This window comes from Pantoea sp. UBA5035 (assembly GCF_002415245.1).
Classification (GTDB): domain Bacteria; phylum Pseudomonadota; class Gammaproteobacteria; order Enterobacterales; family Enterobacteriaceae; genus Pantoea; species Pantoea septica.
Genome location: NZ_DICD01000028.1, coordinates 345,818 through 366,558, shown reverse-complemented (window position 1 = coordinate 366,558; position 20,741 = coordinate 345,818). Strand labels below are relative to the sequence as shown.

Genomic DNA, 20,741 nt, shown 5'->3' with positions numbered 1-20,741 from the left:
CCTCATACTTTCGCCACCAGCGGACGGCCAAGCAGCCCCTGCGGGCGGAAGATCAGGATCACCACCAGCAGCGCGAAAGAGAAGACGTCTTTGTAGTCCGAGTTCACCAGCCCGGCGAACTGCGCCTCCGCCACGCCGAGCAGCAGCCCGCCCAGCATCGCGCCGGGCAGCGACCCGATGCCGCCCAGCACCGCCGCGGTGAACGCCTTGATGCCGATGATAAACCCGGCGTAAAAATCGAAGGTGCCGTAGTTCATCGTCACCAGCACGCCAGCCAGCCCGGCCATCGCCGCGCCGATAACGAAGACCAGCGAAATCACGCGATCGGTATTGATACCGAGAATGGCGGCCATACGCCGATCCTGCTGCACCGCGCGGCAGATACGGCCGAGGCGCGTGTACTGGATAATCCAGGTAAGCAGCGCCATGCCGCAAAAGGCAGCGGCGAGGATAAAGAGCTTGGTCCAGGTGATCTGCACCAGCCCGCCGTCAAACTCGACGCGCAGCACGCCGGTCAGCAGCGTCGGCACCCCCTGCTGATTGGGGCCCTGACTCAGCTGAACATAGTTCTGCAGGATCAGCGACATGCCGATGGCGGAGATCAGCGGCGCCAGCCGCGTCGAGTGGCGCAGCGGCCGGTAGGCGATACGCTCTATGGTCCAGCCGTAGACCGCCGTCACCACCACGGTGAAGAGCAGCGTGCCGAAAATCAGCAGCGGGAAAGAGTGCACGCCGAAGAATGAGAGCAGCGCCAGACCGATGGCGCAGAGATAGGCGGAGATCATATAGACCTCGCCGTGCGCGAAGTTAATCATACCGATGATGCCGTACACCATGGTGTAGCCGATCGCGATAAGGCCATATACCGCGCCCAGCGTCAGCCCGTTGATCAGTTGCTGAAGTAAGAAGGCGTCCATAACGAAGTCTCTGCGCAAAGCGGACCGCGCAACCGGGCGGTCCGGACAGGAAACGCCCCGCGATACGCAGGGCGGGCTCAGGCTTACAGCTGGTGATACTTGCCTTTGTCGTCCCACTGATAAACGACGTAATCGGAGACTTTCAGATCGCCTTTTCCATCCCAGGCTTTTTTCCCCATCACGGTTGGCACATCGTGAGATTTCAGCCATTCGCTGGCTTTCTCGTTATCCTTGCCCGCGCCTTTGTAGGCGGCCGCCAGCGCCTGGATAGAGGCGTAGGCGTAAAGGGTATAGCCTTCCGGCTCGAAGCCGCCTTTGCGGAACTTATCAATCACCGCTTTGCCGTCGGCGATCTGACGCGGATCGTTGCCGAAGGTCATATAGATGCCGCTGGTGTACTGCGGCCCGCCCGCGGCGGTAACCAGCTCCTGCGTCACGATACAGTCCCCGGAAAAAAAGTTCGCTTTTACGCCCTGCTCGCGCATCTGGCGCACCAGCGGACCCGCCTCGGGATGACAACCGCCGAAATAGACCACGTCGGGATTCGCCTGAGCGATTTTTGTCACCAGCGCGTTAAAGTCTTTCTCGCCGCGCGACAGGCCCTCATACATCACCTCTTTGACGCCGCGCTTCTCCAGCGCCGCTTTGGTGGCGTCGGCCAGCCCCTGGCCATAGGTATCTTTATCGTGGATAACCGCGACCTTCTTCGCTTTTAGCTTGTCGAGCATAAAGTTGGCGGCGATGGCGCCCTGCTGGTCATCGCGTCCGCACATGCGAAATAGGGTTTTCATACCGCGCTCGGTGATCTGCGGGTTAGTGGAGCCTGGGGTAATCGACAGCACGCCGGCGTCGTCGTAAACCTCCGAGGCGGGCATGGTACTGGAGGAGCAGAAATGGCCGACGACCGCCATTACCTTATCCTGATCGACCAGCCGGTTCGCCACCGCGACCGCCTGTTTGGGTTCGCAGGCGTCGTCGCCCTGCACCAGCACGATTTTCTCGCCGTTAATGCCGCCCGCCGCGTTGATATCCTCCGCCGCCTGCGTCGCCCCTTTCCAGTACTGCGCGCCATAGGTGGCGTTCGGCCCGGAGAACGGCCCGGCGACGCCAATTTTAATATCGGCCTGCGCGCTGAGCGCCGCGCCGATACAGCCTGCAATTACGATGTTTAACGACAACTTGATCAGTTTCTGAGACATGCTGTCTATCCTCGACACAGTGAGTTTGCGTTCGCCAGACCACGGCGCAGGAGCGGTGAATGTTTTTATTCGTTTCGGGAATGCTACGCGCGGCGACAGAGGCCGCTATCAATCGCAAGCAAGAATCTCGCCAGAACGCAACGGGCGGCGAGATTTCGCTAAAGGAAGGTGGCAACGCCAGCGACAGCGCACGACGTCACCTTCTGATTCATTTAAACGTAGGCGGGGATTGGCAACACGCCAGCACCCTGTTGGTGCATAATGCGGTCGATCACAGATTCTTGCTTTGCGGCGGCGGCAAACCCGCTAAGCTGTGGGGAAAGTTCGCTACATATCAGGAGAGTTTATGCCTACACAACGGAACGGCCTTACCCGCCAGCAGGCGCTGGATGAACTGGAGCGTCTGTACGACGACGCGGTGAACGCGCTGCGCGCGGCGATAAAAACCTATACCGAACAGGGCACGCTGCCCGCAGATGAGGCACGTCGCCAGGGGCTGTTTGTCTACCCTGAACTGCGCATTACCTGGCGCGGCGAAGGCCCGCAGCAAAACCGCACGCGCGCCTGGGGACGATTTACCCATACCGGCAGCTACAGCACTACCATCACGCGTCCGGCGCTGCTGCGCCACTATCTGAGCGAACAGCTGGCGATGCTGGAAAAAGAGTATGAGGTCGAGATTCAGGTCGGCCCCTCCAGCCAGGAGATCCCCTATCCCTACGTGATTGACGGCTCCGATCTGTCGCTGGACCGCACCATGAGCGCCAGCATTGCGCGTTATTTTCCCACTACCGAGCTGTCGCAGATCGGCGATGAAACCGCCGACGGCCTGTTTAACCCGGACGCGATTTTCCCCCTGTCGCACTTTGACGCGCTGCGTACCGACTTCTCTCTGGCGCGCCTGCGCCACTACACCGGCACTTCGGTAGAACATTTCCAGCCGTTTGTGCTGTTCACCAACTACACGCGCTATGTGGATGAGTTCGTCCGCTGGGCGACAGAGCAGGTACGCGATCCCGCCAGCGACTATGACAGCCTGGCCTGCGCGGGCGGCGCGGTGATCACCGCCGATACGGCGGACAGCGACGCGGCGATGCTGGATCTGGCGTGGAAAAAGCATCAGATGCCGGCCTGGCATCTTACCTCGCCTGGCCGACGCGGCATCACGCTGGTGAATATCGGCGTCGGTCCGTCCAATGCCAAAACCATCTGCGATCACCTGGCGGTGATGCGGCCGCACGCGTGGCTGATGATCGGCCACTGCGGCGGCCTGCGCGAAAGCCAGCGCATCGGCGACTACGTGCTGGCGCACGCCTATCTGCGCGACGACCACGTGCTCGACAGCGTGCTGCCGCCCGATATTCCGGTTCCGAGCATTGCGGAGGTGCAGCGCGCGCTCTATGACGCCACTAAAGCGGTGAGCAATATGCCAGGCGAAGAGGTCAAACAGCGGCTGCGCACCGGCACCGTGGTGACCACGGACGATCGCAACTGGGAGCTGCGCTACTCCGCCTCAGCGCTGCGCTTTAACCTGAGCCGCGCGGTGGCGGTGGATATGGAGAGCGCCACTATCGCGGCGCAGGGCTATCGGTTCCGCGTCCCCTACGGCACGCTGCTCTGCGTTTCGGACAAGCCGCTGCACGGTGAAATCAAGCTGCCGGGTCAGGCGAACCGTTTTTATGAAGGGGCGATTTCAGAGCATTTGCAGATCGGTATTTGCGCAGTAGAGCTGCTGCGCGCCGAAGGGGATAAGCTGCATTCACGTAAACTGCGTACCTTTAACGAGCCGCCGTTCCGTTAACTGAACAGAGCACGAGGGCCGTCTCGTGCTTTTCAGCTCTGAACAGAGAGGCAGCGCGCATGTCGCCTCTCTACATGTTCACCATAAATTCTCTTGCCAGCCAGCCAAGCACCGCGAGCACAGCCGGGACCAACAGCGTCCAGGTGATGCGGTCGTTGAGGCGGTCAAACTTTTCGTCGACGCGCTCGAACTTTTCATCAATGCGCACAAACTTTTCGTCCATGCGCTCGAATCTTTCGTCCATGCGGTCAAACTTTTCGTCCATGCGCTCGAATCTTTCGTCCATGCGCTCGAACTTTTCATCAATGCGGTCAAACTTTTCATCAATGCGGTCAAACTTTTCGTCCATGCGCTCGAACTTTTCGTCAACGCGCTCGAACCGTTCATGAATTCGCTCGAACTTTTCGTCAACGCATTTGAATTGTTCATGAACCCGCTCAAACTGCTTATCAATTGCGGCAAAATTAGTGTCGGCCTGTCCGGTCCAGTCACTGACTCGCGCAAATCGCTCATCAATACGCGCAAACTGGGCTGCCGTCTGGGCGAAGCCTTCAAGCATTTCACAGCGCAGCCTGAACTGGTCGGTACGCAGGCCTTCAACATCCGTTTTCGTGGCGAAATTTTGCGAACGTTCGGTCAGTATCGCGAGGTCTGTTTTTATCTGGTGCGTATCCAGCTCAAGCCGCTCGACGCGTTTAGTCAATCGCTCCATAGGGTTTCCTCCTGATTGCCGAAGAGGGATGAGGGGACAGGAAAACTTATGCGGAAGAGGGCTTAACGGAAACTCCATACTATTCTCTCCTTTCCTTGTTACGCCTTACAGTCATGCCACCGACGCCTCCCCTGACTGTTGGGTATTTAACCAGATTACCGCCCGGTAAACATTCCCCGTTCCGCTAATTCATTCATTAATGGCGAACGATGCGCACCTCGAATTAGCGCAGGCAGAGTAGCGCTGCGCCAGAAAAGCTAACACCCTTTCTGGCGGACTCTGGAATCCGCTACGCAAATCCCTAAGGAAAGAAACAAAAAAAGCGCGCAACACGATTTACGTCTTGCGCGCAGCAAAAGAATAAGACCGCGCCAGCCTGCACCAGCGCGGCGATCGCTATCAGGCGCTGAGCCAGCCCAGCTTGATCACGAACAGCAAAGAGAGGATCACCAGCGCCGCATTGACCTCTTTGGTACGACCGCTCAGCAGCTTCACCACCGTCCAGGTGATAAAGCCGAAGGCGATGCCGTTAGCGATAGAGTAAGTCAGCGGCATGGTCAGCGCGGTAACGGTGACCGGCGCCGCGGTGGTGATGTCTTTCCAGTCGATCTCCGCCAGGCCGGAGGCCATCAGCACCGCGACAAACAGCAGCGCCGGCGCGGTAGCGTAGACCGGCACACTGCCCGCCAGCGGCGAGAAGAACAGCGCCAGCAGGAACAGAATAGCGACCACGACCGCCGTTAAGCCGGTACGTCCGCCCGCGCTCACGCCCGCTGCGGATTCCACATAACTGGTGGTGGTCGAGGTGCCGAGCAGCGATCCAAACAGCGCCGCGGCGCTATCGGCCACCAGCGCGCGGCCCATTTTCGGGATATTGCCCTGTTCGTCCGCCAGTCCGGCGCGTTTAGTCACCCCCAGCAGCGTGCCGGTGTTGTCGAAGACGTCGACAAACAGAAAGGCGAAAATCACGCTGACCAGGCCAACGTTAAACGCGCCGGCGATATCGAGCTGCATAAAGGTGGGGGCGATTGACGGCGGCGCGGAGAAGACGCCGGCAAACGGCGACAGACCGATACCCATCGAAATAAACGTAATCAGCAGAATGCCGATCAGCACCGCGCCGGTGACGCGACGCGCCTCCAGCACCACAATCACCACAAAGCCCAGCAGCGCCAGCAGCGGGCCAGGCTTGGTCAGATCGCCCAGCCCGACCAGCGTCGCCGGGTTATCCACCACGATGCCTGCGCCTTCCAGCGCGATCAGCGCCAGGAAAAGCCCAATACCCGCCGCAATGCCGGCGCGCAGCGGCAGCGGAATGCTGGCGATAATCCACTCGCGGATTTTGAAAATCGACAGCGCAAAGAAGATGACCGCCGACAAAAACACCGCGCCCAGCGCGATTTGCCAGGTGTAACCCATGTGCAGCACGACGGTATAGGTGAAGAAGGCGTTCAGCCCCATGCCCGGCGCCAGCGCGATCGGGTAGTTGGCGATCAGCCCCATCAGGACCGATCCGATCGCCGCCGCCAGACAGGTGGCGACGAATACCGCCCCCTTATCCATGCCGGTGGCGCCCAGAATGCTGGGGTTAACAAACAGGATATAGGCCATTGCCAGGAAAGTGGTTATCCCGGCGATGACTTCGGTGCGGACCGTCGTATTATGCGCTTTTAGCTTGAACAGTTTTTCTAACATCATCATCTCTCAAGAGCGGAGACGGCACGAATGCGCGTTCTCACTTGCCAGTGTGGGTTACATGCTGATTATTGTGGTACCGCACGACGCGCCGCTGCATGCTGACGGCCGCTGTCGTCACGCCCTGAATCTCCTAAGGCCTGAAGAGATAGCAATCGCTATGCCAGCTGCAAACGCAATCGTTTACCTTTCCAGGCCTGGCATTTTCTAAGAGAAATCTGAACCAAAAGAAGGCGCGATTATGGTGCATTGCCCCGCTGCCGCGCAATCGTTTTCATCGCCTCCCCTGCGCCGCCGAAAAATTCTGCGCCAACGCACGCTTCCTTAAAGTCGATGGCGATATCGCTCACGTTTCCATCGCTTGTCGATGCGGCGCAAAACGCGCCATGTACACTCTTGTTAACCTTTTTTTAACCCTGAGGTCGCGCTGCATGAAGCCCGCCATTCTGGTTGTCGATGATGATAAAGCCGTCTGCGAACTGCTGCAGGATGTGCTGGATGAACAACAGTTTAGCGTTTACTGCTGCCACTACGGCCGCGACGCGCCGGCGCTGCTGGCGCAGCATGGCGACATCGCGCTGGTGATGCTGGATATGATGCTGCCCGATACCAACGGCCTGCTGGTGCTGCAACAGCTCCAGCGTCAGCGCCCGGACCTGCTGGTGATCATGCTGACCGGCATGGGCTCCGAAGCGGAAATGGTGGTCGGACTGGAGATGGGCGCGGATGACTATATCGCCAAGCCTTTTAATCCGCGCGTGGTGGTGGCGAGAGCGCGCGCGGCGCTGCGGCGCGGCGGTCGGCTTATACAGCCGGAGGCGGCGGAGAGCGGCTGGCGTTTTAACGGCTGGCAGCTGGATGAAGCGCGCTGTCAGCTGCTTAATCCGCAGCGCGAATCGGTGCCGCTGACGCAGGGCGAATATGCGCTGCTGCGCGCGCTGGTGCGCCACGCGCGCAAGGTGCTGACGCGCGATCAGCTGCTGGAGCTGACCCACGGCGAAAGCCTCGACGTTTTCGACCGCACCATCGACGTGCTGATTATGCGGCTGCGGCGCAAAATTGAAACCAATCCGCATCAGCCCAGCCTGATCCGCACCATTCGCGGCCTCGGCTATGTCTTTTCCGCCGATGTGACGCGTCCGGAAGCGGTCCGGCTGAGCGCCTGAAGGCGAACAGCCGGGAACACCCGCCGTTATTTTACCGTCCAGCCCTTGTAGCTGCCGACGTTGTTGCGATCAATCAGGGAAACCGGGATCAACACCGGCTTATCCGGCGCCGGTTTGCCCTGCAGAATGTCATAGCCGATCTCGACCGCTTTCGCCGCCATCACCTGCGGATCCTGCGCAGGGGTAGCGACGAACAGCGAATTCTTGCGCTTCAGCGCCTCTTCGCCGTCGGGCGATCCGTCGACGCCGACAATAAAGAACTCGTTGCGCTGCGCCTGTTTCGCCGCCAGATCGGCGCCGATGGCGGTCGGATCGTTGATGGCGAATACCGCATCCACTTTCGGATTGGCCGACAGCAGGCCGGTCATCACTTCCAGTCCGCCTTCACGGCTGCCTTTGGCGTTCTGATTCCAGGAGAGCAGCTTGATCTCGGGATGGCGTTTCAGCTCGGTCATGCAGCCCTCGACGCGGTTCTGCACGGCGGAAACCGGCGGGCCGTTGATGATCAGCACATTGCCCTTCTCCTTCAGGCGATCGGAGATGTATTTACAGGCCATCTCGCCCGCCTGGGTGTTGTCCGAGGTAATGGTGGCGTTGGCTCCATCAGCCGCCACGTCGACCGCCACCACCACGATCCCGGCGTCGCGGGCGCGTTTCACCGCCGGCGCGATACCTTTGGAATCGGCGGCGTTCAGGATAATCATGTCGACTTTCGCCGCGATAAAGTTATCAATCTGCGCCACCTGCTGGCCCAGGTCGTAGCCGCTGGAGACCAGCGTCACGTTGACTTTGTCCCCCGCCAGCTCGCGCGCTTTCATCTCCGCGCCTTTGGTAATCTGCACGAAAAACGGGTTGGCGAGATCGCCGACGGTGACGCCGATGGATTTGAGATCTTTCGCCTGGGCGAAGGCGCCGCTGAACAGCGTTGCCGCCAGCAGCCCGGTTACGATCGGATTAAAACGCATAGACCTTCTCCTGCTGTTATTAGAATCGCCAACGGCTGAATGGCGTAGGGTAAAAAAGGGGCGCCGCGCTCAGGAGACGTGGTGCCGGGTGCGATATTTGTCGATCAGCACCGCAATAATAATCACCGCGCCTTTGATCACCAGCTGCCAGAAATAGGAGACCCCCATTAGCGTCATGCCGTTATTGAGCGTGGCGATAATCAGCGCGCCGATCAGCGTGCCGGTAATGGTGCCGATGCCGCCGACGAAGCTGGTGCCGCCGAGGATCACCGCGGCGATGGCGTCCAGCTCATAGCCGACGCCGAGATTGCCGTTGGCGCTATAGAGGCGCGACGCCGACATTAGCCCGCCTAACCCGGAAAGCAGCCCGCTCATGGCGTAGACGAACACCAGCACCGCGCCGACCTTAATGCCGGTCAGCCGCGCCGCCTGCATATTGCCGCCTACCGCGTAAATATGAACGCCCAGCGTGGTGCGCCGCAGGATAAACCAGCAGACGGCGATCACGGCGAAGGCGATCACGATCAGCCAGGGCACCGGCCCGAGATAGCCGTTGCCTATCCACTCGAAGCTGATATCGGAATTAATCACCGTGGTGCCATTGGCCAGCAGGTAGGCGGCGCCGCGCAGCGCCGTATAGGTGCCGAGGGTGACGATAAAGGGCGGCAGTCCGGCCCAGGCGACCAGAATGCCGTTGAACAGCCCCATCACCAGACCTGCGCCGAGCGCCATGGGAATGGTCATGCCGGCGAGCATCGGATCGAGTGAGGCGACCATCGCCACCACCGCCGTGGTGCCGAGCATCGAGCCCACCGAGAGGTCGATGCCGCCGGTCAGGATGACAAAGGTCATACCGGCCGCCAGCACGATATTAATCGAGGCCTGGCGGGTAATATTCAGCAGATTGCCCTCGGTGAAGAAGTTCGGCGCGACAAAGCCGAATACCACCACAATCAGCACCAGGATCGGCAAAATGCCGACGGTTTGCAGCATGTCGCCTATCAGCGCCCGCTTGACGGTGGGCGGTTTCGCTCGCGTGGTCTCTGTCATCGCTCTCTTCTCCTTATATTTCCAGCGGCGAGGCGCTATGCGCCCCGGTGGCCAGCGTCATAATGTTTTCCTGGCTGATCTGATCTTTATCCAGCTCCCCGGCGATAGCGCCTTCGCGCATCACATACACGCGGTCGCTCATGCCGACCACCTCCGGCAGCTCGCTGGAGATCATCAGGATCGCCACGCCCTGCTGCGCCATCTGATTCATCATGCGGTAGATCTCGCTTTTGGCGCCGACGTCGACGCCGCGCGTCGGCTCATCCAGAATCAGGATGCGCGGCCCAATGGATACCCAGCGCGAAATCAGCAGCTTCTGCTGGTTGCCGCCGGAGAGGCCGCCCGCCCGCACCTGCGCATGCGGCACGCGAATGTTGAGCGTGGCGATGGCGTCTCCGGCGATCTGCCTGCCTTTGCGCCGGTTAAGCAGCCCGTAGCTGGCGTCACGCTCCAGCGTCGCCATCACGATGTTCTCCTGCGCCGCCATCTCCAGAAACAGCCCCTGCTCTTTGCGGTTTTCGGTGAGGAAGCCGATGCCGCGCGCAATGGCGTCGCGCGGCGAGTGGATAGCGACCTGCTGCCCGTCGATCCAAATCTCGCCGCCGCTGGGTTTACGCACGCCGAAAATCAGCTGCGCCAGCTCGCTGCGCCCTGCGCCCACCAGTCCGGCCAGCCCGACGATTTCGCCGGCGCGCACCGCCAGGCTGCTCGGCCGCACCTTGCCGCCGTCGGTCAGGTGATTGACCGCCAGACGAATGTCGCCGAACGGGATAGTACGATCCTTGTTAAAGAGATCGCTCAGCGGACGGCCGACCATCATGCGCACCAGCTCGCTGGCGTTCAGGGTGTCATGGGTCAGGCTACCGACATACTGCCCGTCGCGCAGCACGCTGACCCCATCGGAGAGTTCATACACTTCCGCCATGCGGTGGCTGATATAGATAATCGCCATGCCTTCGGCGCGCAGGCGCTTTATTAACGCGAAGAGTTGCTCGGTTTCGCGGTTGCTCAGCGCGGCGGTAGGTTCGTCCATTACCAGAATGCGGCTGTTGCGGTGCAGCGCGCGCGCGATCTCGACCTGCTGCTGTTCGGCGATGCTGAGGCGGCTGACGCGGTCGGTGGCGCTAAACTGCGCGCCGAGGCGATCGATCACCTGCTGCGCCTCTTCGGCCATCTGGCGACGCCGAATCAGCCCGCCGCGCGTGATTTCGCTGCCGAGAAAGATGTTCTCCGCGACCGTCAGGTTGGGCGCCAGGTTGATCTCCTGGTAGATCAGCGTGATACCTGCCGCCAGCGCCTCTTTCGGTCCTCGGATGGCATAGGGGCGCCCGTCGATCAGGATTTCGCCGCTGGTGGCGCTGTAGGCGCCGGCGAGGATCTTCATCAGGGTGCTTTTGCCCGCGCCGTTCTCGCCCATTAGCGCGTGGATCTCGCCGGCATACACCGTGAGGTCGACCCCCTTTAGCGCGTAAAACTGGCCGAAGCGCCGCGTGATGTCGCGCATTTGCAGAATCGGTGTGGCTGTCATGGACCGCTCCAGATAACGGTGATTAGGGCTGAGTAAAGCAGCGCTAAATAAATGGAAAATGTCAGCGGCCGTTCATATTTGTCATAAATGCGCCTGAGCCGCGCCCTATACTCGCCTCAGGCACGGCGGGCGCGGAGGCGCGGTATGCGGCATCAACATCCCTGGCAGGCGGGCGCGCGCGGCCGCCTGCTGCTGTTTAATCTGCTGGTGGTGTGCGTCACGCTGATGGTGAGCGCGGTGGCGATATTCGGCTTTCGTCATGCCGGACGCATTCAGGAGCAGGCGCAGGCGCAAACCCTGAGCGATATGAGCGCCAGCCTGGCGCTGGCGCGCGATACCGCCAGCGTCGCCACGGCGGCGGTGCGCCTGTCGCAGGTGGTGGGGGCGCTGGAGTATCAGAGCGAATCGCAGCGGCTGCAGCAGAACCAGCAGGCGCTGCAGCAGTCGCTGACGCTGCTCGCCTCGGCGCCGCTCGCGGCGCGTCAGACGGCGCGGGTAGCGCGCATCCGCGCGCGCAGCCTGATGCTGGAGCAGACCATCACTCAACTGCTGATCAACGGCCATCAGCGCCATCTGCAGCGCAACGCCCTGCTCAGCGGCCTGTGGCAGTCGCAGCTGCTGCTGGATCATATCAACCAGCTCGCGACGCGACTCGGCCCGGCGGCGGCGCTGCGTCAGCAGACCGAGCGGCTGCTGGCGGCGGCGATCCGCACGCCGTCGCCTGTCGCGGTCGTCGACCAGCTGCAGCAGGTGATCACGGCGTGGCGGCCCGATTCCGGCGATGCGGTGCTGGATGAGAAAATCGCGCAGCTGATCGCCACCCAGCAGTCGCTGCGGCCGCTGGCGGATCGCCTGGCGGAGAACGACCTCGCTATCGCCTATTCAACCTACCGCATCAAGGCGCTGGTGGCGGCGCTCAACGACGACATCACCGCCTGCGTGCAGCAGGTGGCGCAGCAGAGCGAAATGCGCAGCGCGGAGACCCATCGCGAACTCAACTCGGTGATCCTGTTTATCGCGCTGTTCGCCCTGCTGGCGCTGGCGATCACCGGCTATGCCGGGATCTATATCTACCGCAACCTCGGCTCCAGCCTGACCGCCATCGCCGACGCCATGACGCGGCTGGCGCAGGGCGAAACGCATGTTGCGGTGCCGGGCCTGCAGCGGCGCGACGAACTGGGCGATCTGGCGCGCGCCTTTAACGTCTTTGCCCGCAATACCGCCTCGCTGGCGCACACCTCGCGCCTGCTGAAAGAGAAGAGCAGCCAGCTTGAATCCACCTTTCTCGCCATGCGCGACGGCTTCGCGCTGTTCGACAACCAGGGTCAGCTGGTGGTGTGGAATGCGCAGTATCCTCAGCTGCTGGGTCTTTCCGGCGAGGCGCTGCATCGCGGCCTGCACTATCGCCAGCTGCTGGGGCGCGTGGGCGTGGATCTGCAGCATCCGGGCGAGCCGCAGGAGGTACGGCTGGCGGATGGGCGTACGCTGGAGCTGCGCTTCAGCCCGGTGCCGCGCCGCGGCATCGTCAACACCGTGCTGGAGCGCACCGCGCGCAAGGCGCTGGAAGAGGCGCTGGTGCACAGCCAGAAGATGAAGGCGGTCGGCCAGCTGACCGGCGGCATCGCGCACGACTTCAATAACCTGCTGGCGGTGATCATCGGCAGCCTGGCGCTGACGCAAGGCCAGCTGCCGCCGGGCAGTCTGGCGAGCCGCATCGAACGCGCGCGTCAGGCGGCGGATCGCGCCGCCCTGCTCACCCAGCGTCTGCTCGCCTTTTCGCGCAAGCAGGCGTTGCATCCGCGCGCCGTCTCGGTGACGCGGCTGGTGGACGAGCTGCAAAACCTGCTGCAGCACTCGCTGCTGCCCGGCCAGCGCCTGACGGTCGAGGCGCCGCGGCCCGGCTGGCTCGCCTGGATCGACGCCAGCCAGCTGGAGAACGCGCTGATGAATCTGGTGGTGAACGCGCGCGACGCTATGCAGCAGCAAAGCGGCGAGATCCGCCTGCGCATCGCCAGTCAGCGGCGCGAGCAAGGAGAACGCGTGGTGATTGAGGTGATCGACCAGGGCTGCGGCATGACGCCGGAAGTGCGGGAACAGGTCTTCGAGCCTTTTTTCACCACCAAAGAGACCGGCAGCGGCAGCGGGCTGGGACTGTCGATGGTCTATGGCTTCGTGCGGCAGTCCGGCGGCCAGATCGAAATCGACACCGCGCCCGGACAGGGAACTACGGTGCGGCTGCTGCTGCCGCGCGCGCCTGAAAGCGCGGTCGCGTCGTCGCCGCTGCCGCCGGTCGCCCCGCCGACGCCGCGCGACAAGCTGGTACTGGTGCTGGATGACGAACCGGCGGTGCGTCAGACGCTCTGCGAGCATCTGCACCAGCTCGGCTACGTTACGCTGGAGTGCGCCAGCGGCGAAGAGGCGCTGGCGCTGCTGCGCCAGACGCCCGATATCGATCTGCTGATCAGCGATCTGATGCTGCCCGGCGGCCTGAACGGCGCCGAGGTGATCCGCCAGGCGCAGCAGCAGTGGCCGCAGCTGGCGACGCTGCTGATCAGCGGTCAGGATCTGCGCCTGCAGCCGGTGGCGCTGCCGCTATGCGAACGGCTGGCGAAACCCTGGCGGAGCGCGCAGCTGGCGCAGGCGCTGGCGCGCGCCTGGCAGCGCAGCGAACGGCTCAGTCGCGCGCGGCTGGCTGCCAGAGCGGCACCGGCTTCCCGCTGATATAGCGCTTGCGCAGGCGGCTGGAGAGCGCATCCATGATCATCACCACCGCCACGAGGATCAGGGTTAAAAACATCACCACGTCCCAGTTCCACAGGCGCATATTCTCGGCGTAAACCAGCCCGACGCCGCCCGCGCCAACAAAGCCCAGCACCGCCGCCGAGCGGGTATTGGATTCGATCTGATAGAGGCTAAGCGCCAGGAAATGGGGAAACGACTGGGTAAAAATGCCGAAGCGGTGCTTTTGCAGGCTGTTGGCGCCGACCGCGCTCAGGCCGCGGCTCGGCGAGCGCTCTACCGCCTCGTGCCCTTCCGAGTAGAGTTTGCCCAGCAGGCCGACATCCTGCATCACAATCGCCAGCACGCCCGCCAGCGGCCCCATGCCGACGGCGCGCACGAATATCAGCCCCCATATCGCCATATCGATGCCGCGCAGCAGATCGAGCAGGCGACGCACCGCCCAGGCGATCGGCCGCGTCGCGCGGGCGTGCATCACGTTGCGCGCGGCGAAAAACGACAGCGGCAGCGCGATAATCGATGCGGTCAGGGTGCCGGCGAAAACGATCGCCAGCGTAATGCCGATTTGCGAGAAGTAGTAGCCGAACGGCCAGTTCATAAAATCGTGCCAGACGAACATGCGCAGAAAATAGCGGCCGAGCTGCTGCGCGCCCAGCGCAGCGCGGCTCCACTCGATACCGTAAAATTCAAAGAAGAACAGGTAGTAAAGCAGGATGGCGATCGCCGCCAGCGCGAGACGGCGCAGATAGCGCTTCTGCGCCGCGAACAGCGCCGGATTCTCCTGCCTGATTTTGCCGATGTCCGGCGCCAGCGCGATCATGCGGAACCCTCCACGACGCGACGGCGCAGCCGGCCGGAACAGGTGTCCAGCAGCGATACCACCACGATTATCAGCAGCAGCGTGATGCTGACCTGATCGTAACGATCGAGTTTGATATTGGTCATCAGCTCCTGGCCGATGCCGCCCGCGCCCACCAGCCCCAGAATGGTCGAGGAGCGAAAGTTAATCTCCAGACGCATAAAGCTGTAGGAAAGGAAAATCGGTTTGACCTGCGGCCAGAAAGCGAAGCGCATCCGTTGCAGTTTGCTGGCGCCGCAGGCGGCCAGCCCGCGAACCGGCCTGTCGGAGGCGCTTTCAATCGCCTCGTAAAAGAGCTTGGTCAGGCTGCCGACGGTGTGCAGCGCCAGCGCGAGAAAGCCGGGAATGGCGCCGATACCGAACGCCATCACGAACATCACCGCCCAGGCCAGCTCCGGCATGGTGCGAAGAAATGCGACAAAGGCGCGAATAGCAAAGCGCAGGCTCGCCGGGGTTTTAGTATTATCGGCGGCGAAAAACGCCAGCACCGCGGCGATACCAACCGCCACGATGGTAGAGGCAAGCGCCAGCTGCAGCGTCTCCCAGATCAGCGGCAGCTGAAAATGAAGGCGGTAGCCCCAGTACGCCAGCGATCCTTCGGTCTTTACGCCGTCGAACAGCGTGGAAAGGTGCAGCACCGGCAGCGTTTCCCACAGGTAGTCGAAGAAGTGCGGCATCGACGCCCACAGCGTGGTCAGGCTGAACTCTGACATTTTGCCTGCCAGCAGGTAGAGCGTCACCAGCACCAGCGACCAGATTAGCGTGTCGCGTTTCTGCTGGCGGCGGATGCGTTGGTAGTAGCGTTCGAAGTCAGTCAAAAGAAGATTCCTGCGTAATAAAAGAAATTAACTGAGCGTGCAACAGGCAGATTCTCAGGCCGCAGAATAGCTTACTCAGCGGGTTACAGGGGGAGAAGAGCAAAGCGTCCCGCGCCATGGACAAAAACGCCGTGAGCGTTTTTGAACAACGCCGCGCGTTGGCCCGGTAACGGGCGCACCTCAGGGATGAGGTGCGTATCCGCGCGGGCCGAGCCGGCAGGGATGCCGTCCTTGCGTCTTTGCGATCTCTCCCTGTCACCCGCGTCAGCGCCAGGTATCGACCTTAGCCGCGCTGTCCTTTCGCCAGATCGCGCTTCATATCGATAATATTCTGATAGTCCGCCACCGACGCCGGACCGATATGCTGCGCGCCGCCCACGGCCTTCACGAAACAGGCGTGCTGCTCTTTATCCAGCTTCTGAATCGTCTCGACCACTTTCGGTTTGAAATCGGCCGGCAGTTTATTGCTCACCAGCAGCGGGCCGTTCGGGATCAGCGGCGACTGCCAGATAATGCGGATCTGCTTCATCAGATCGGGGTGATCCATGCGGATCAGACGACCGAAAGCGCCGGAGCTATAGCCGCTGTTGTAGTCACCCACCAGCGAGCTCCAGGTCACCGCGCCGTCGAACTGGTTGTTCAGCACGCCGAGAATGTCCTGCTCGTGGCCGCCGGAAAAGGTGACGCTGGAGAAGAAGCCGTTGTATTTGTCATCGACGCTGCCGCCAAACTGCTTCTTAAAGGCCTGGTTCGGCATCAGGAAACCAGAGGTCGAATCGGGATCGGCCATGCCGAACGATTTGCCCTTCAGATCTTCCAGCTTCTTATAGGGACTCTCATTTTTCACGATCACCACCGAGTGGTAGCCTTTTGAGCCATCCTTGTCGTCCACCAGAATACCCACGATATCCACGGCTTTGGCATCCTGCAGATAGACGGAGGCGTACGAGGCGGGCGACATGCTCAGCACCATATCGATCTTGCCGCCCAGCAGGCCCTGGATCACGCCAGCGTAGTCGGAGGAGTTGCGCAGCTTCGTATCAACCTTGAGTTCCTTATCAAAAAAGTCCTTCACGCACTGGTTATCGCCAATCTGCTGGGTGGCGTTCTGGCCGCCAAGAATGCCCAGATTTAGCTCTTTCGGCGCATCCGCTGCGTTCACGCCAAAGGTCATTACGCTGGTCAGTAACGCTAATAAAGTCAGTTTCATTCGAGGTTTTTCTCTTGCCGTGGAGGTTAGTGAAGCTGATTGATTTCATCGCCGTACAGCTGCTGCAGCAGGCTGTCGGTCAGGTGCGCCGGATGGCCGTCGAACAGCACTCTGCCGCGCTGAATGCCGATCACGCGCGTGCAGTAGCTTTTCACCAGCTCAACCGAATGCAGGTTCACCATCACGCTGATGCCCTGCTCGCTCACCTGGCGCAGAACATCCATGATGCGTTTGGTATTTTTGGGATCGAGTGACGCCACCGGCTCGTCGGCCAGCAGGATTTTCGGGTTCTGCATCAGGGCGCGGCAGATGGCCACGCGCTGCATCTGGCCGCCCGACAGGTTCTCGGCGCGCTGCAGCGCCTGCGGCAGCATATTCATCCACTGCAGCAGTTCGATGGCGTGGGCGCGGTCGCTGTCGGAGAAGAGTTTAAAAAAGGATTTCAGCGTCGAGGTCTGGCTGAGACGGCCCAGCAGCACGTTGGTCAGCACGTCGAGGCGCGGCACCAGGCAGAAATCCTGAAAAATCATGCCGCATTCGCTGCGCCACTGGCGCAGCTGGCGGCTGTTGAGCGCCAGCAGATTGCGCTGCGGCTCGCCGTCGCGCAGGCTGTACACCGCGCCTTCCGAGGCGTCGATGGTGCCGTTAAGCATATGCAGCAGCGTCGATTTGCCTGCGCCCGAGCGGCCGATCACGGCGACCATTTCTCCCGCATGCAGATCAAAACTGACATTGTCCAGCACGCGGTTCTCGCCCCAGCGCTTGCCCAGACCCTGCACCGACAACACTTTCTCTCCGGTCTGGCTAAGCGGCGCGCTGCTGTTGTCCACCACCGTTCTTAACAGTGCCTGTGCCATGATTCACTCCGTATGCGTTGACAAGGGGTAAGTTGACGCCTATTACGGCCCGGCGTGATGACTCTCTGATGACAGAGAGGTGATCAAACGGTGACAGGGTCGTCCGCGCTCAACGACAGCGTTATGCCGTCGGCAGCGGCGGATACAGATTCAGGCAAGCGATTGTTTGCTAACCAGTTATCCATCTGATGCGACAGATGGGTCAGCCAGGCGCGACGCGGTGCGAGCCGGTCGACGATCGCCAGCGCGCGCGTCAGATCGTTATGGTTGCGCGCATCCGGAGACGGCGGATCGTTGCAGTCGATTACCAGTTCATCAATGCGCTGGCCGGTGAGAAAATCGTCGGTGTCGGGCGGCAGACCGCAGGTGTCGCACAGCCAGGCGAGCCGCGCGCCGTGCCAGTCGAACAGGTAACCGTGCGTCAGCTTCGAGTGCTGCAGCGGCAGCGGCGTCACCTGCAGCGCGCCGAAAAGATGGGGCACGAAGGGCGTCAGCGACGGACGGAAATCGAGCAGGCCAGGATGCTTAAAGAGATCGTCGCAGCCCCGCTCGTCCGGCGGCCCCCAGACGGGGATCGCCTCGCCGGTGCCCCAGCGCAGCGCGAACAGCCCCTGCACGTGATCCATGTGATAGTGCGTCAGCAGAATGCGCGACAGCTCGCCGGGGGCGAAGCGCTCCGTCAGCAGCGGCAGCCCGGCGTCGAGCAGGATGCGCTCGCCGCCCGCCTCGATCAGCGCGCTGCACGGCGCGCGTCGCCGTTTCGCATCGCCGCGCGCCCTTAAACAGGCGGCGCAGTCGCAGCCGAAAAGCGGCGCGGCGGTGACCCCGCCGGTGCCGAGAAACGTCAGCTTCATGAGAGCGGCTCCAGCAGCTGGCGCAGCTGCAGCAGGGTGTGCGACAGCGCGCCGTTGTTGTTCAGCAGGCGGCAGCCCGCTGGCAGCGGCTGCGCGGCGCGATCCAGCCGGCGCGCGATCTCGCTCTCGCTCTCCCGCCCGCGCAGGCGCAGACGCGTCGCCAGCACCTCCGGCGACACCGTCAGGCAGAGCGGCAGCAGCCGCGCGCCGTAGCGCGCCTGCGCCTGCGGCAGATGGTGGCGCGAGCCGTTGACCAGCACGTCGTGGCCGCGTTCCAGCCAGAGATCGAGCTCCAGCCCAAGACCGTAGTGCAGGCCGTGCGCCGTCCAGCGCAGGGCGAACAGCCCCTGTGCGGCGCGGCGCGCGAACTCCGTTTCGGTCAGGGCGATATGGTTCTCGCCGCCCGCGTCGGCCGCGCGCGTAATATAGCGATGGGCGATCAGCAGATTCGGCGGCGGCGCTTCACGCAGCGCGTTGAGCAGGCTGTCTTTGCCCGAGCCTGACGGCCCGATAAGCCAGATCAGGCGCGCCATCAGTAAACCTGCCTGCCCTGCGCCCAGACGTGACGAATATGCGGATGGCCGTGGTCGGTGTGCGCCAGCACCAGATCGGCGCGGCGGCCTTCGGCAATCGCGCCGCGATCCGTCAGGCCGAGCGCGCGCGCCGGATTGCGCGTCACCAGCGCCACCGCCTGCGGCAGCGCCAGCGGGTTGCGCTCGTCGGCGGCGAGACGGAACGCCGCGTCGAGCAGCGACGCCGGATAGTAGTCGGAGGAGAGAATATCCAGCAGTCCCTCCGCCGCCAGCGCCCAGGCGGCGACGTTGCCGGAGTGAGAGCCGCCGCGTACGATATTGGGCGCGCCCATCAGGATCTGCATCCCTCTGGCGCGCGAGGCGCGCGCCGCCGCCAGCGTAGTGGGAAACTCAGCGATGGCGCTGCCGACGCCGTGCGACTCCTCGACGTGCGCCTCGGTGGCGTCGTCGTGGCTGGCGATGGCGATATGGCGCGAGCGGCAGAGCGCGGCGATCGCCTGGCGGTTCGGCTGCGACCACTGCGCCGCCAGCGTCAGCTGCTCATGCTCGAAGGCATCCATCTGCTGGTCGTTGAGCGCATATTTGCCCTGGTAATATTCGCGATACTTCTCCAGCGAGGCGTACTGGCGCTGACCCGGCGAGTGATCCATCAGCGACACCAGCGACAGCTCCGGGGTGCCCATCAGCGCCTCGAACAGCGGCAGCGTGGTGTGGTGCGGCAGCTCGCAGCGCAGATGCAGCCGGTGTTCGGCGCGGTTCAGCCCTTTGCGGTTGCTGTCGCGAATGGCGTCAATCATTTTGCTCAGGTTATCGAGACGATGGCCGCCGTCGCGCACGTCGCCGACGCCGATGGCGTCCAGCACCGTGGTGATGCCGCTGGCCACCATCAGCGCGTCGTGGCTGCTCATCGCCGAGTGGGCGGGCCAGTCCACCTTCGGCCGGGGAGCGAAGAACTTATCGAGGTTGTCGGTATGCAGCTCCACCAGGCCGGGCAGCAGATAGCCGCCCTCGCCGTCCAGCGCGCCGGGCTGGCGGCTCGGGGTTTCGCTGAAGCTGGCGATCAGGCCGTCGCGCATCTCAAGCGATCCCGCCACCAGCTCGTTTTCCAGAATCAGTCGGACGTTGTTGATAATCATGCTTCCGCTCCGCTGTTGATCGGCTGCATGACGTGCAGGCGATCCGCCACCCGCTCGCGCACCGCTTCATCGTGAAAAATGCCGACGATGGCCGCGCCACGCGCGCGCGCCTGCTCAATCAGCTCCACCACCGCCGCACTGTTGGCTTTATCCAGCGAGGCGGTCGGTTCATCCAGCAGCAGCACCGGGTAGTCGGCGATAAAGCCGCGCGCGATATTGACGCGCTGCTGCTCGCCGCCGGAAAAGGTCGAGGGCGCCAGCGGCCAGAGGCGCGGCGGCACGTTGAGCCGCGTCAGCAGCTCTTTGGCGCGCTTTTCGCAAAAGGCGCGCTCCACGCCGCGCTCCAGCAGCGGCTGCATCACGATCTCCAGCGTCGGCACGCGCGGGATCACGCGCAGAAACTGGCTGACCCAGCCGAGGGTGTCGCGGCGCATCGCCAGCATCTGACGCGCCGGAGCCTGCGCCATATCGACCCACTCGCCGTCGTGACGCAGCCAGATATAGCCGCTGTTGGCCTGATAGTTACCGTAGAGCGCGCGTAGCAGCGTCGATTTGCCGCTGCCGGAGCGGCCGTGCAGCACCACCACTTCACCCTGCGCCACCTCAAGCGAGGCGTTCTGCAACACCGGCAGCTCGACGCCGCTCTGATTGTGCAGCACGAAGGTTTTACACAGATTCTCGACGCGCAGTTGTATGTTCATG

19 protein-coding genes are annotated in these 20,741 nt (G+C 62.5%); 4 read left to right on the top strand and 15 right to left on the bottom strand.

Annotation, left to right across the window (positions count from 1 at the left end; all coding sequences use genetic code 11):
- Positions 1–2 precede the first annotated feature (2 nt).
- Together B3229_RS20950 and B3229_RS20945 are read right to left on the bottom strand one after the other, a co-directional pair.
- Positions 3–917, bottom strand: coding sequence for an ABC transporter permease subunit (locus B3229_RS20950; RefSeq protein ID WP_096073395.1), 915 nt, complete (start codon positions 915–917; stop codon positions 3–5).
- 83 nt (positions 918–1,000) lie between these two features.
- Complete coding sequence (locus B3229_RS20945) at positions 1,001–2,116, bottom strand: branched-chain amino acid ABC transporter substrate-binding protein (protein WP_286874125.1); 1,116 nt, start codon at positions 2,114–2,116, stop codon at positions 1,001–1,003.
- Positions 2,117–2,175: 59 nt separating this feature from the next.
- On the opposite strand from B3229_RS20945, the gene B3229_RS20940 reads away from it, so the two are divergent.
- On the top strand, positions 2,176–2,538 hold the full coding sequence (locus B3229_RS20940) for a hypothetical protein (protein ID WP_161801240.1): 363 nt from the start codon (positions 2,176–2,178) through the stop codon (positions 2,536–2,538).
- Positions 2,463–3,917 (top strand): AMP nucleosidase, encoded by a 1,455-nt coding sequence (locus tag B3229_RS20935; RefSeq protein WP_286874122.1) that lies wholly within the window; start codon positions 2,463–2,465, stop codon positions 3,915–3,917. The genes B3229_RS20940 and B3229_RS20935 overlap by 76 nt, the downstream gene beginning before the upstream one ends.
- Before the next feature lie 70 nt (positions 3,918–3,987).
- On the opposite strand, the gene B3229_RS20930 is transcribed toward B3229_RS20935, so the two are convergent.
- Positions 3,988–4,629 carry a hypothetical protein gene (locus tag B3229_RS20930; protein ID WP_286874119.1) on the bottom strand — a complete coding sequence of 214 codons (642 nt, stop codon included), beginning with the start codon at positions 4,627–4,629 and terminating at the stop codon, positions 3,988–3,990.
- 399 nt (positions 4,630–5,028) lie between these two features.
- Complete coding sequence (locus tag B3229_RS20925; RefSeq protein ID WP_216491711.1) at positions 5,029–6,327, bottom strand: NCS2 family permease; 1,299 nt, start codon at positions 6,325–6,327, stop codon at positions 5,029–5,031.
- A gap of 428 nt (positions 6,328–6,755) precedes the next feature.
- On the opposite strand from B3229_RS20925, the gene B3229_RS20920 reads away from it, so the two are divergent.
- Positions 6,756–7,490 carry a response regulator gene (locus B3229_RS20920; RefSeq protein ID WP_286874117.1) on the top strand — a complete coding sequence of 245 codons (735 nt, stop codon included), beginning with the start codon at positions 6,756–6,758 and terminating at the stop codon, positions 7,488–7,490.
- Between the two features lie 26 nt (positions 7,491–7,516).
- On the opposite strand, the gene B3229_RS20915 is transcribed toward B3229_RS20920, so the two are convergent.
- From B3229_RS20915 to B3229_RS20905, 3 genes are all read right to left on the bottom strand, one after another.
- A complete protein-coding gene (locus tag B3229_RS20915) occupies positions 7,517–8,455 on the bottom strand; it encodes an ABC transporter substrate-binding protein (protein WP_033749891.1) in 939 nt (312 codons plus the stop codon).
- Positions 8,456–8,524: 69 nt separating this feature from the next.
- Positions 8,525–9,505: an ABC transporter permease subunit gene (locus tag B3229_RS20910; protein WP_033791420.1), complete on the bottom strand. Its 981-nt coding sequence runs from the start codon at positions 9,503–9,505 to the stop codon at positions 8,525–8,527.
- A gap of 13 nt (positions 9,506–9,518) precedes the next feature.
- Positions 9,519–11,033, bottom strand: coding sequence for a sugar ABC transporter ATP-binding protein (locus B3229_RS20905; protein WP_286874113.1), 1,515 nt, complete (start codon positions 11,031–11,033; stop codon positions 9,519–9,521).
- Positions 11,034–11,177: 144 nt separating this feature from the next.
- Between B3229_RS20905 and B3229_RS20900 the strand changes: the two genes are divergently transcribed.
- The gene (locus B3229_RS20900; protein WP_286874110.1) at positions 11,178–13,754 is read left to right on the top strand and encodes an ATP-binding protein; all 2,577 of its coding nucleotides are present in this window, start codon (positions 11,178–11,180) and stop codon (positions 13,752–13,754) included.
- On the opposite strand, the gene phnE (B3229_RS20895) is transcribed toward B3229_RS20900, so the two are convergent.
- The 8 genes from phnE (B3229_RS20895) to phnL form a co-directional block, all read right to left on the bottom strand.
- On the bottom strand, positions 13,708–14,592 hold the full coding sequence (gene phnE / locus B3229_RS20895; RefSeq protein ID WP_286874107.1) for a phosphonate ABC transporter, permease protein PhnE: 885 nt from the start codon (positions 14,590–14,592) through the stop codon (positions 13,708–13,710). The genes B3229_RS20900 and phnE (B3229_RS20895) overlap by 47 nt on opposite strands.
- On the bottom strand, positions 14,589–15,449 hold the full coding sequence (phnE, locus tag B3229_RS20890; protein WP_286874105.1) for a phosphonate ABC transporter, permease protein PhnE: 861 nt from the start codon (positions 15,447–15,449) through the stop codon (positions 14,589–14,591). The genes phnE (B3229_RS20895) and phnE (B3229_RS20890) overlap by 4 nt, the downstream gene beginning before the upstream one ends.
- A 283-nt stretch (positions 15,450–15,732) precedes the next feature.
- Positions 15,733–16,659, bottom strand: coding sequence for a phosphonate ABC transporter substrate-binding protein (gene phnD / locus B3229_RS20885; RefSeq protein WP_286874102.1), 927 nt, complete (start codon positions 16,657–16,659; stop codon positions 15,733–15,735).
- A 26-nt stretch (positions 16,660–16,685) separates the two neighbouring features.
- Positions 16,686–17,516 carry a phosphonate ABC transporter ATP-binding protein gene (gene phnC / locus B3229_RS20880; protein WP_048781723.1) on the bottom strand — a complete coding sequence of 277 codons (831 nt, stop codon included), beginning with the start codon at positions 17,514–17,516 and terminating at the stop codon, positions 16,686–16,688.
- Positions 17,517–17,599: 83 nt separating this feature from the next.
- The gene (phnP, locus tag B3229_RS20875; RefSeq protein WP_048781721.1) at positions 17,600–18,370 is read right to left on the bottom strand and encodes a phosphonate metabolism protein PhnP; all 771 of its coding nucleotides are present in this window, start codon (positions 18,368–18,370) and stop codon (positions 17,600–17,602) included.
- Positions 18,367–18,903, bottom strand: a complete 537-nt coding sequence (gene phnN, locus B3229_RS20870) for a ribose 1,5-bisphosphokinase (RefSeq protein ID WP_286874098.1) — start codon at positions 18,901–18,903, stop codon at positions 18,367–18,369. The genes phnP and phnN overlap by 4 nt, the downstream gene beginning before the upstream one ends.
- Positions 18,903–20,039, bottom strand: coding sequence for an alpha-D-ribose 1-methylphosphonate 5-triphosphate diphosphatase (gene phnM / locus B3229_RS20865; protein WP_286874095.1), 1,137 nt, complete (start codon positions 20,037–20,039; stop codon positions 18,903–18,905). Before phnM ends, phnN begins: the two co-directional genes overlap by 1 nt.
- Positions 20,036–20,740, bottom strand: coding sequence for a phosphonate C-P lyase system protein PhnL (gene phnL / locus B3229_RS20860; protein WP_152904192.1), 705 nt, complete (start codon positions 20,738–20,740; stop codon positions 20,036–20,038). Before phnL ends, phnM begins: the two co-directional genes overlap by 4 nt.
- Position 20,741: the final 1 nt, after the last annotated feature.

Coding starts and splice junctions, on each gene's coding strand:
- phnP (WP_048781721.1), bottom strand. CDS start 18,370: ATGAAGCTGACGTTTCTCGGCACCGGCGGGGTCACCGCCGCGCCGCTT.
- B3229_RS20940 (WP_161801240.1), top strand. CDS start 2,176: ATGTTTTTATTCGTTTCGGGAATGCTACGCGCGGCGACAGAGGCCGCT.
- phnE (WP_286874107.1), bottom strand. CDS start 14,592: ATGATCGCGCTGGCGCCGGACATCGGCAAAATCAGGCAGGAGAATCCG.
- phnL (WP_152904192.1), bottom strand. CDS start 20,740: ATGAACATACAACTGCGCGTCGAGAATCTGTGTAAAACCTTCGTGCTG.
- B3229_RS20905 (WP_286874113.1), bottom strand. CDS start 11,033: ATGACAGCCACACCGATTCTGCAAATGCGCGACATCACGCGGCGCTTC.
- B3229_RS20910 (WP_033791420.1), bottom strand. CDS start 9,505: ATGACAGAGACCACGCGAGCGAAACCGCCCACCGTCAAGCGGGCGCTG.
- B3229_RS20935 (WP_286874122.1), top strand. CDS start 2,463: ATGCCTACACAACGGAACGGCCTTACCCGCCAGCAGGCGCTGGATGAA.
- phnD (WP_286874102.1), bottom strand. CDS start 16,659: ATGAAACTGACTTTATTAGCGTTACTGACCAGCGTAATGACCTTTGGC.
- phnM (WP_286874095.1), bottom strand. CDS start 20,039: ATGATTATCAACAACGTCCGACTGATTCTGGAAAACGAGCTGGTGGCG.
- B3229_RS20900 (WP_286874110.1), top strand. CDS start 11,178: ATGCGGCATCAACATCCCTGGCAGGCGGGCGCGCGCGGCCGCCTGCTG.
- B3229_RS20925 (WP_216491711.1), bottom strand. CDS start 6,327: ATGATGTTAGAAAAACTGTTCAAGCTAAAAGCGCATAATACGACGGTC.
- B3229_RS20920 (WP_286874117.1), top strand. CDS start 6,756: ATGAAGCCCGCCATTCTGGTTGTCGATGATGATAAAGCCGTCTGCGAA.
- B3229_RS20950 (WP_096073395.1), bottom strand. CDS start 917: ATGGACGCCTTCTTACTTCAGCAACTGATCAACGGGCTGACGCTGGGC.
- phnN (WP_286874098.1), bottom strand. CDS start 18,903: ATGGCGCGCCTGATCTGGCTTATCGGGCCGTCAGGCTCGGGCAAAGAC.
- B3229_RS20945 (WP_286874125.1), bottom strand. CDS start 2,116: ATGTCTCAGAAACTGATCAAGTTGTCGTTAAACATCGTAATTGCAGGC.
- phnC (WP_048781723.1), bottom strand. CDS start 17,516: ATGGCACAGGCACTGTTAAGAACGGTGGTGGACAACAGCAGCGCGCCG.
- B3229_RS20915 (WP_033749891.1), bottom strand. CDS start 8,455: ATGCGTTTTAATCCGATCGTAACCGGGCTGCTGGCGGCAACGCTGTTC.
- B3229_RS20930 (WP_286874119.1), bottom strand. CDS start 4,629: ATGGAGCGATTGACTAAACGCGTCGAGCGGCTTGAGCTGGATACGCAC.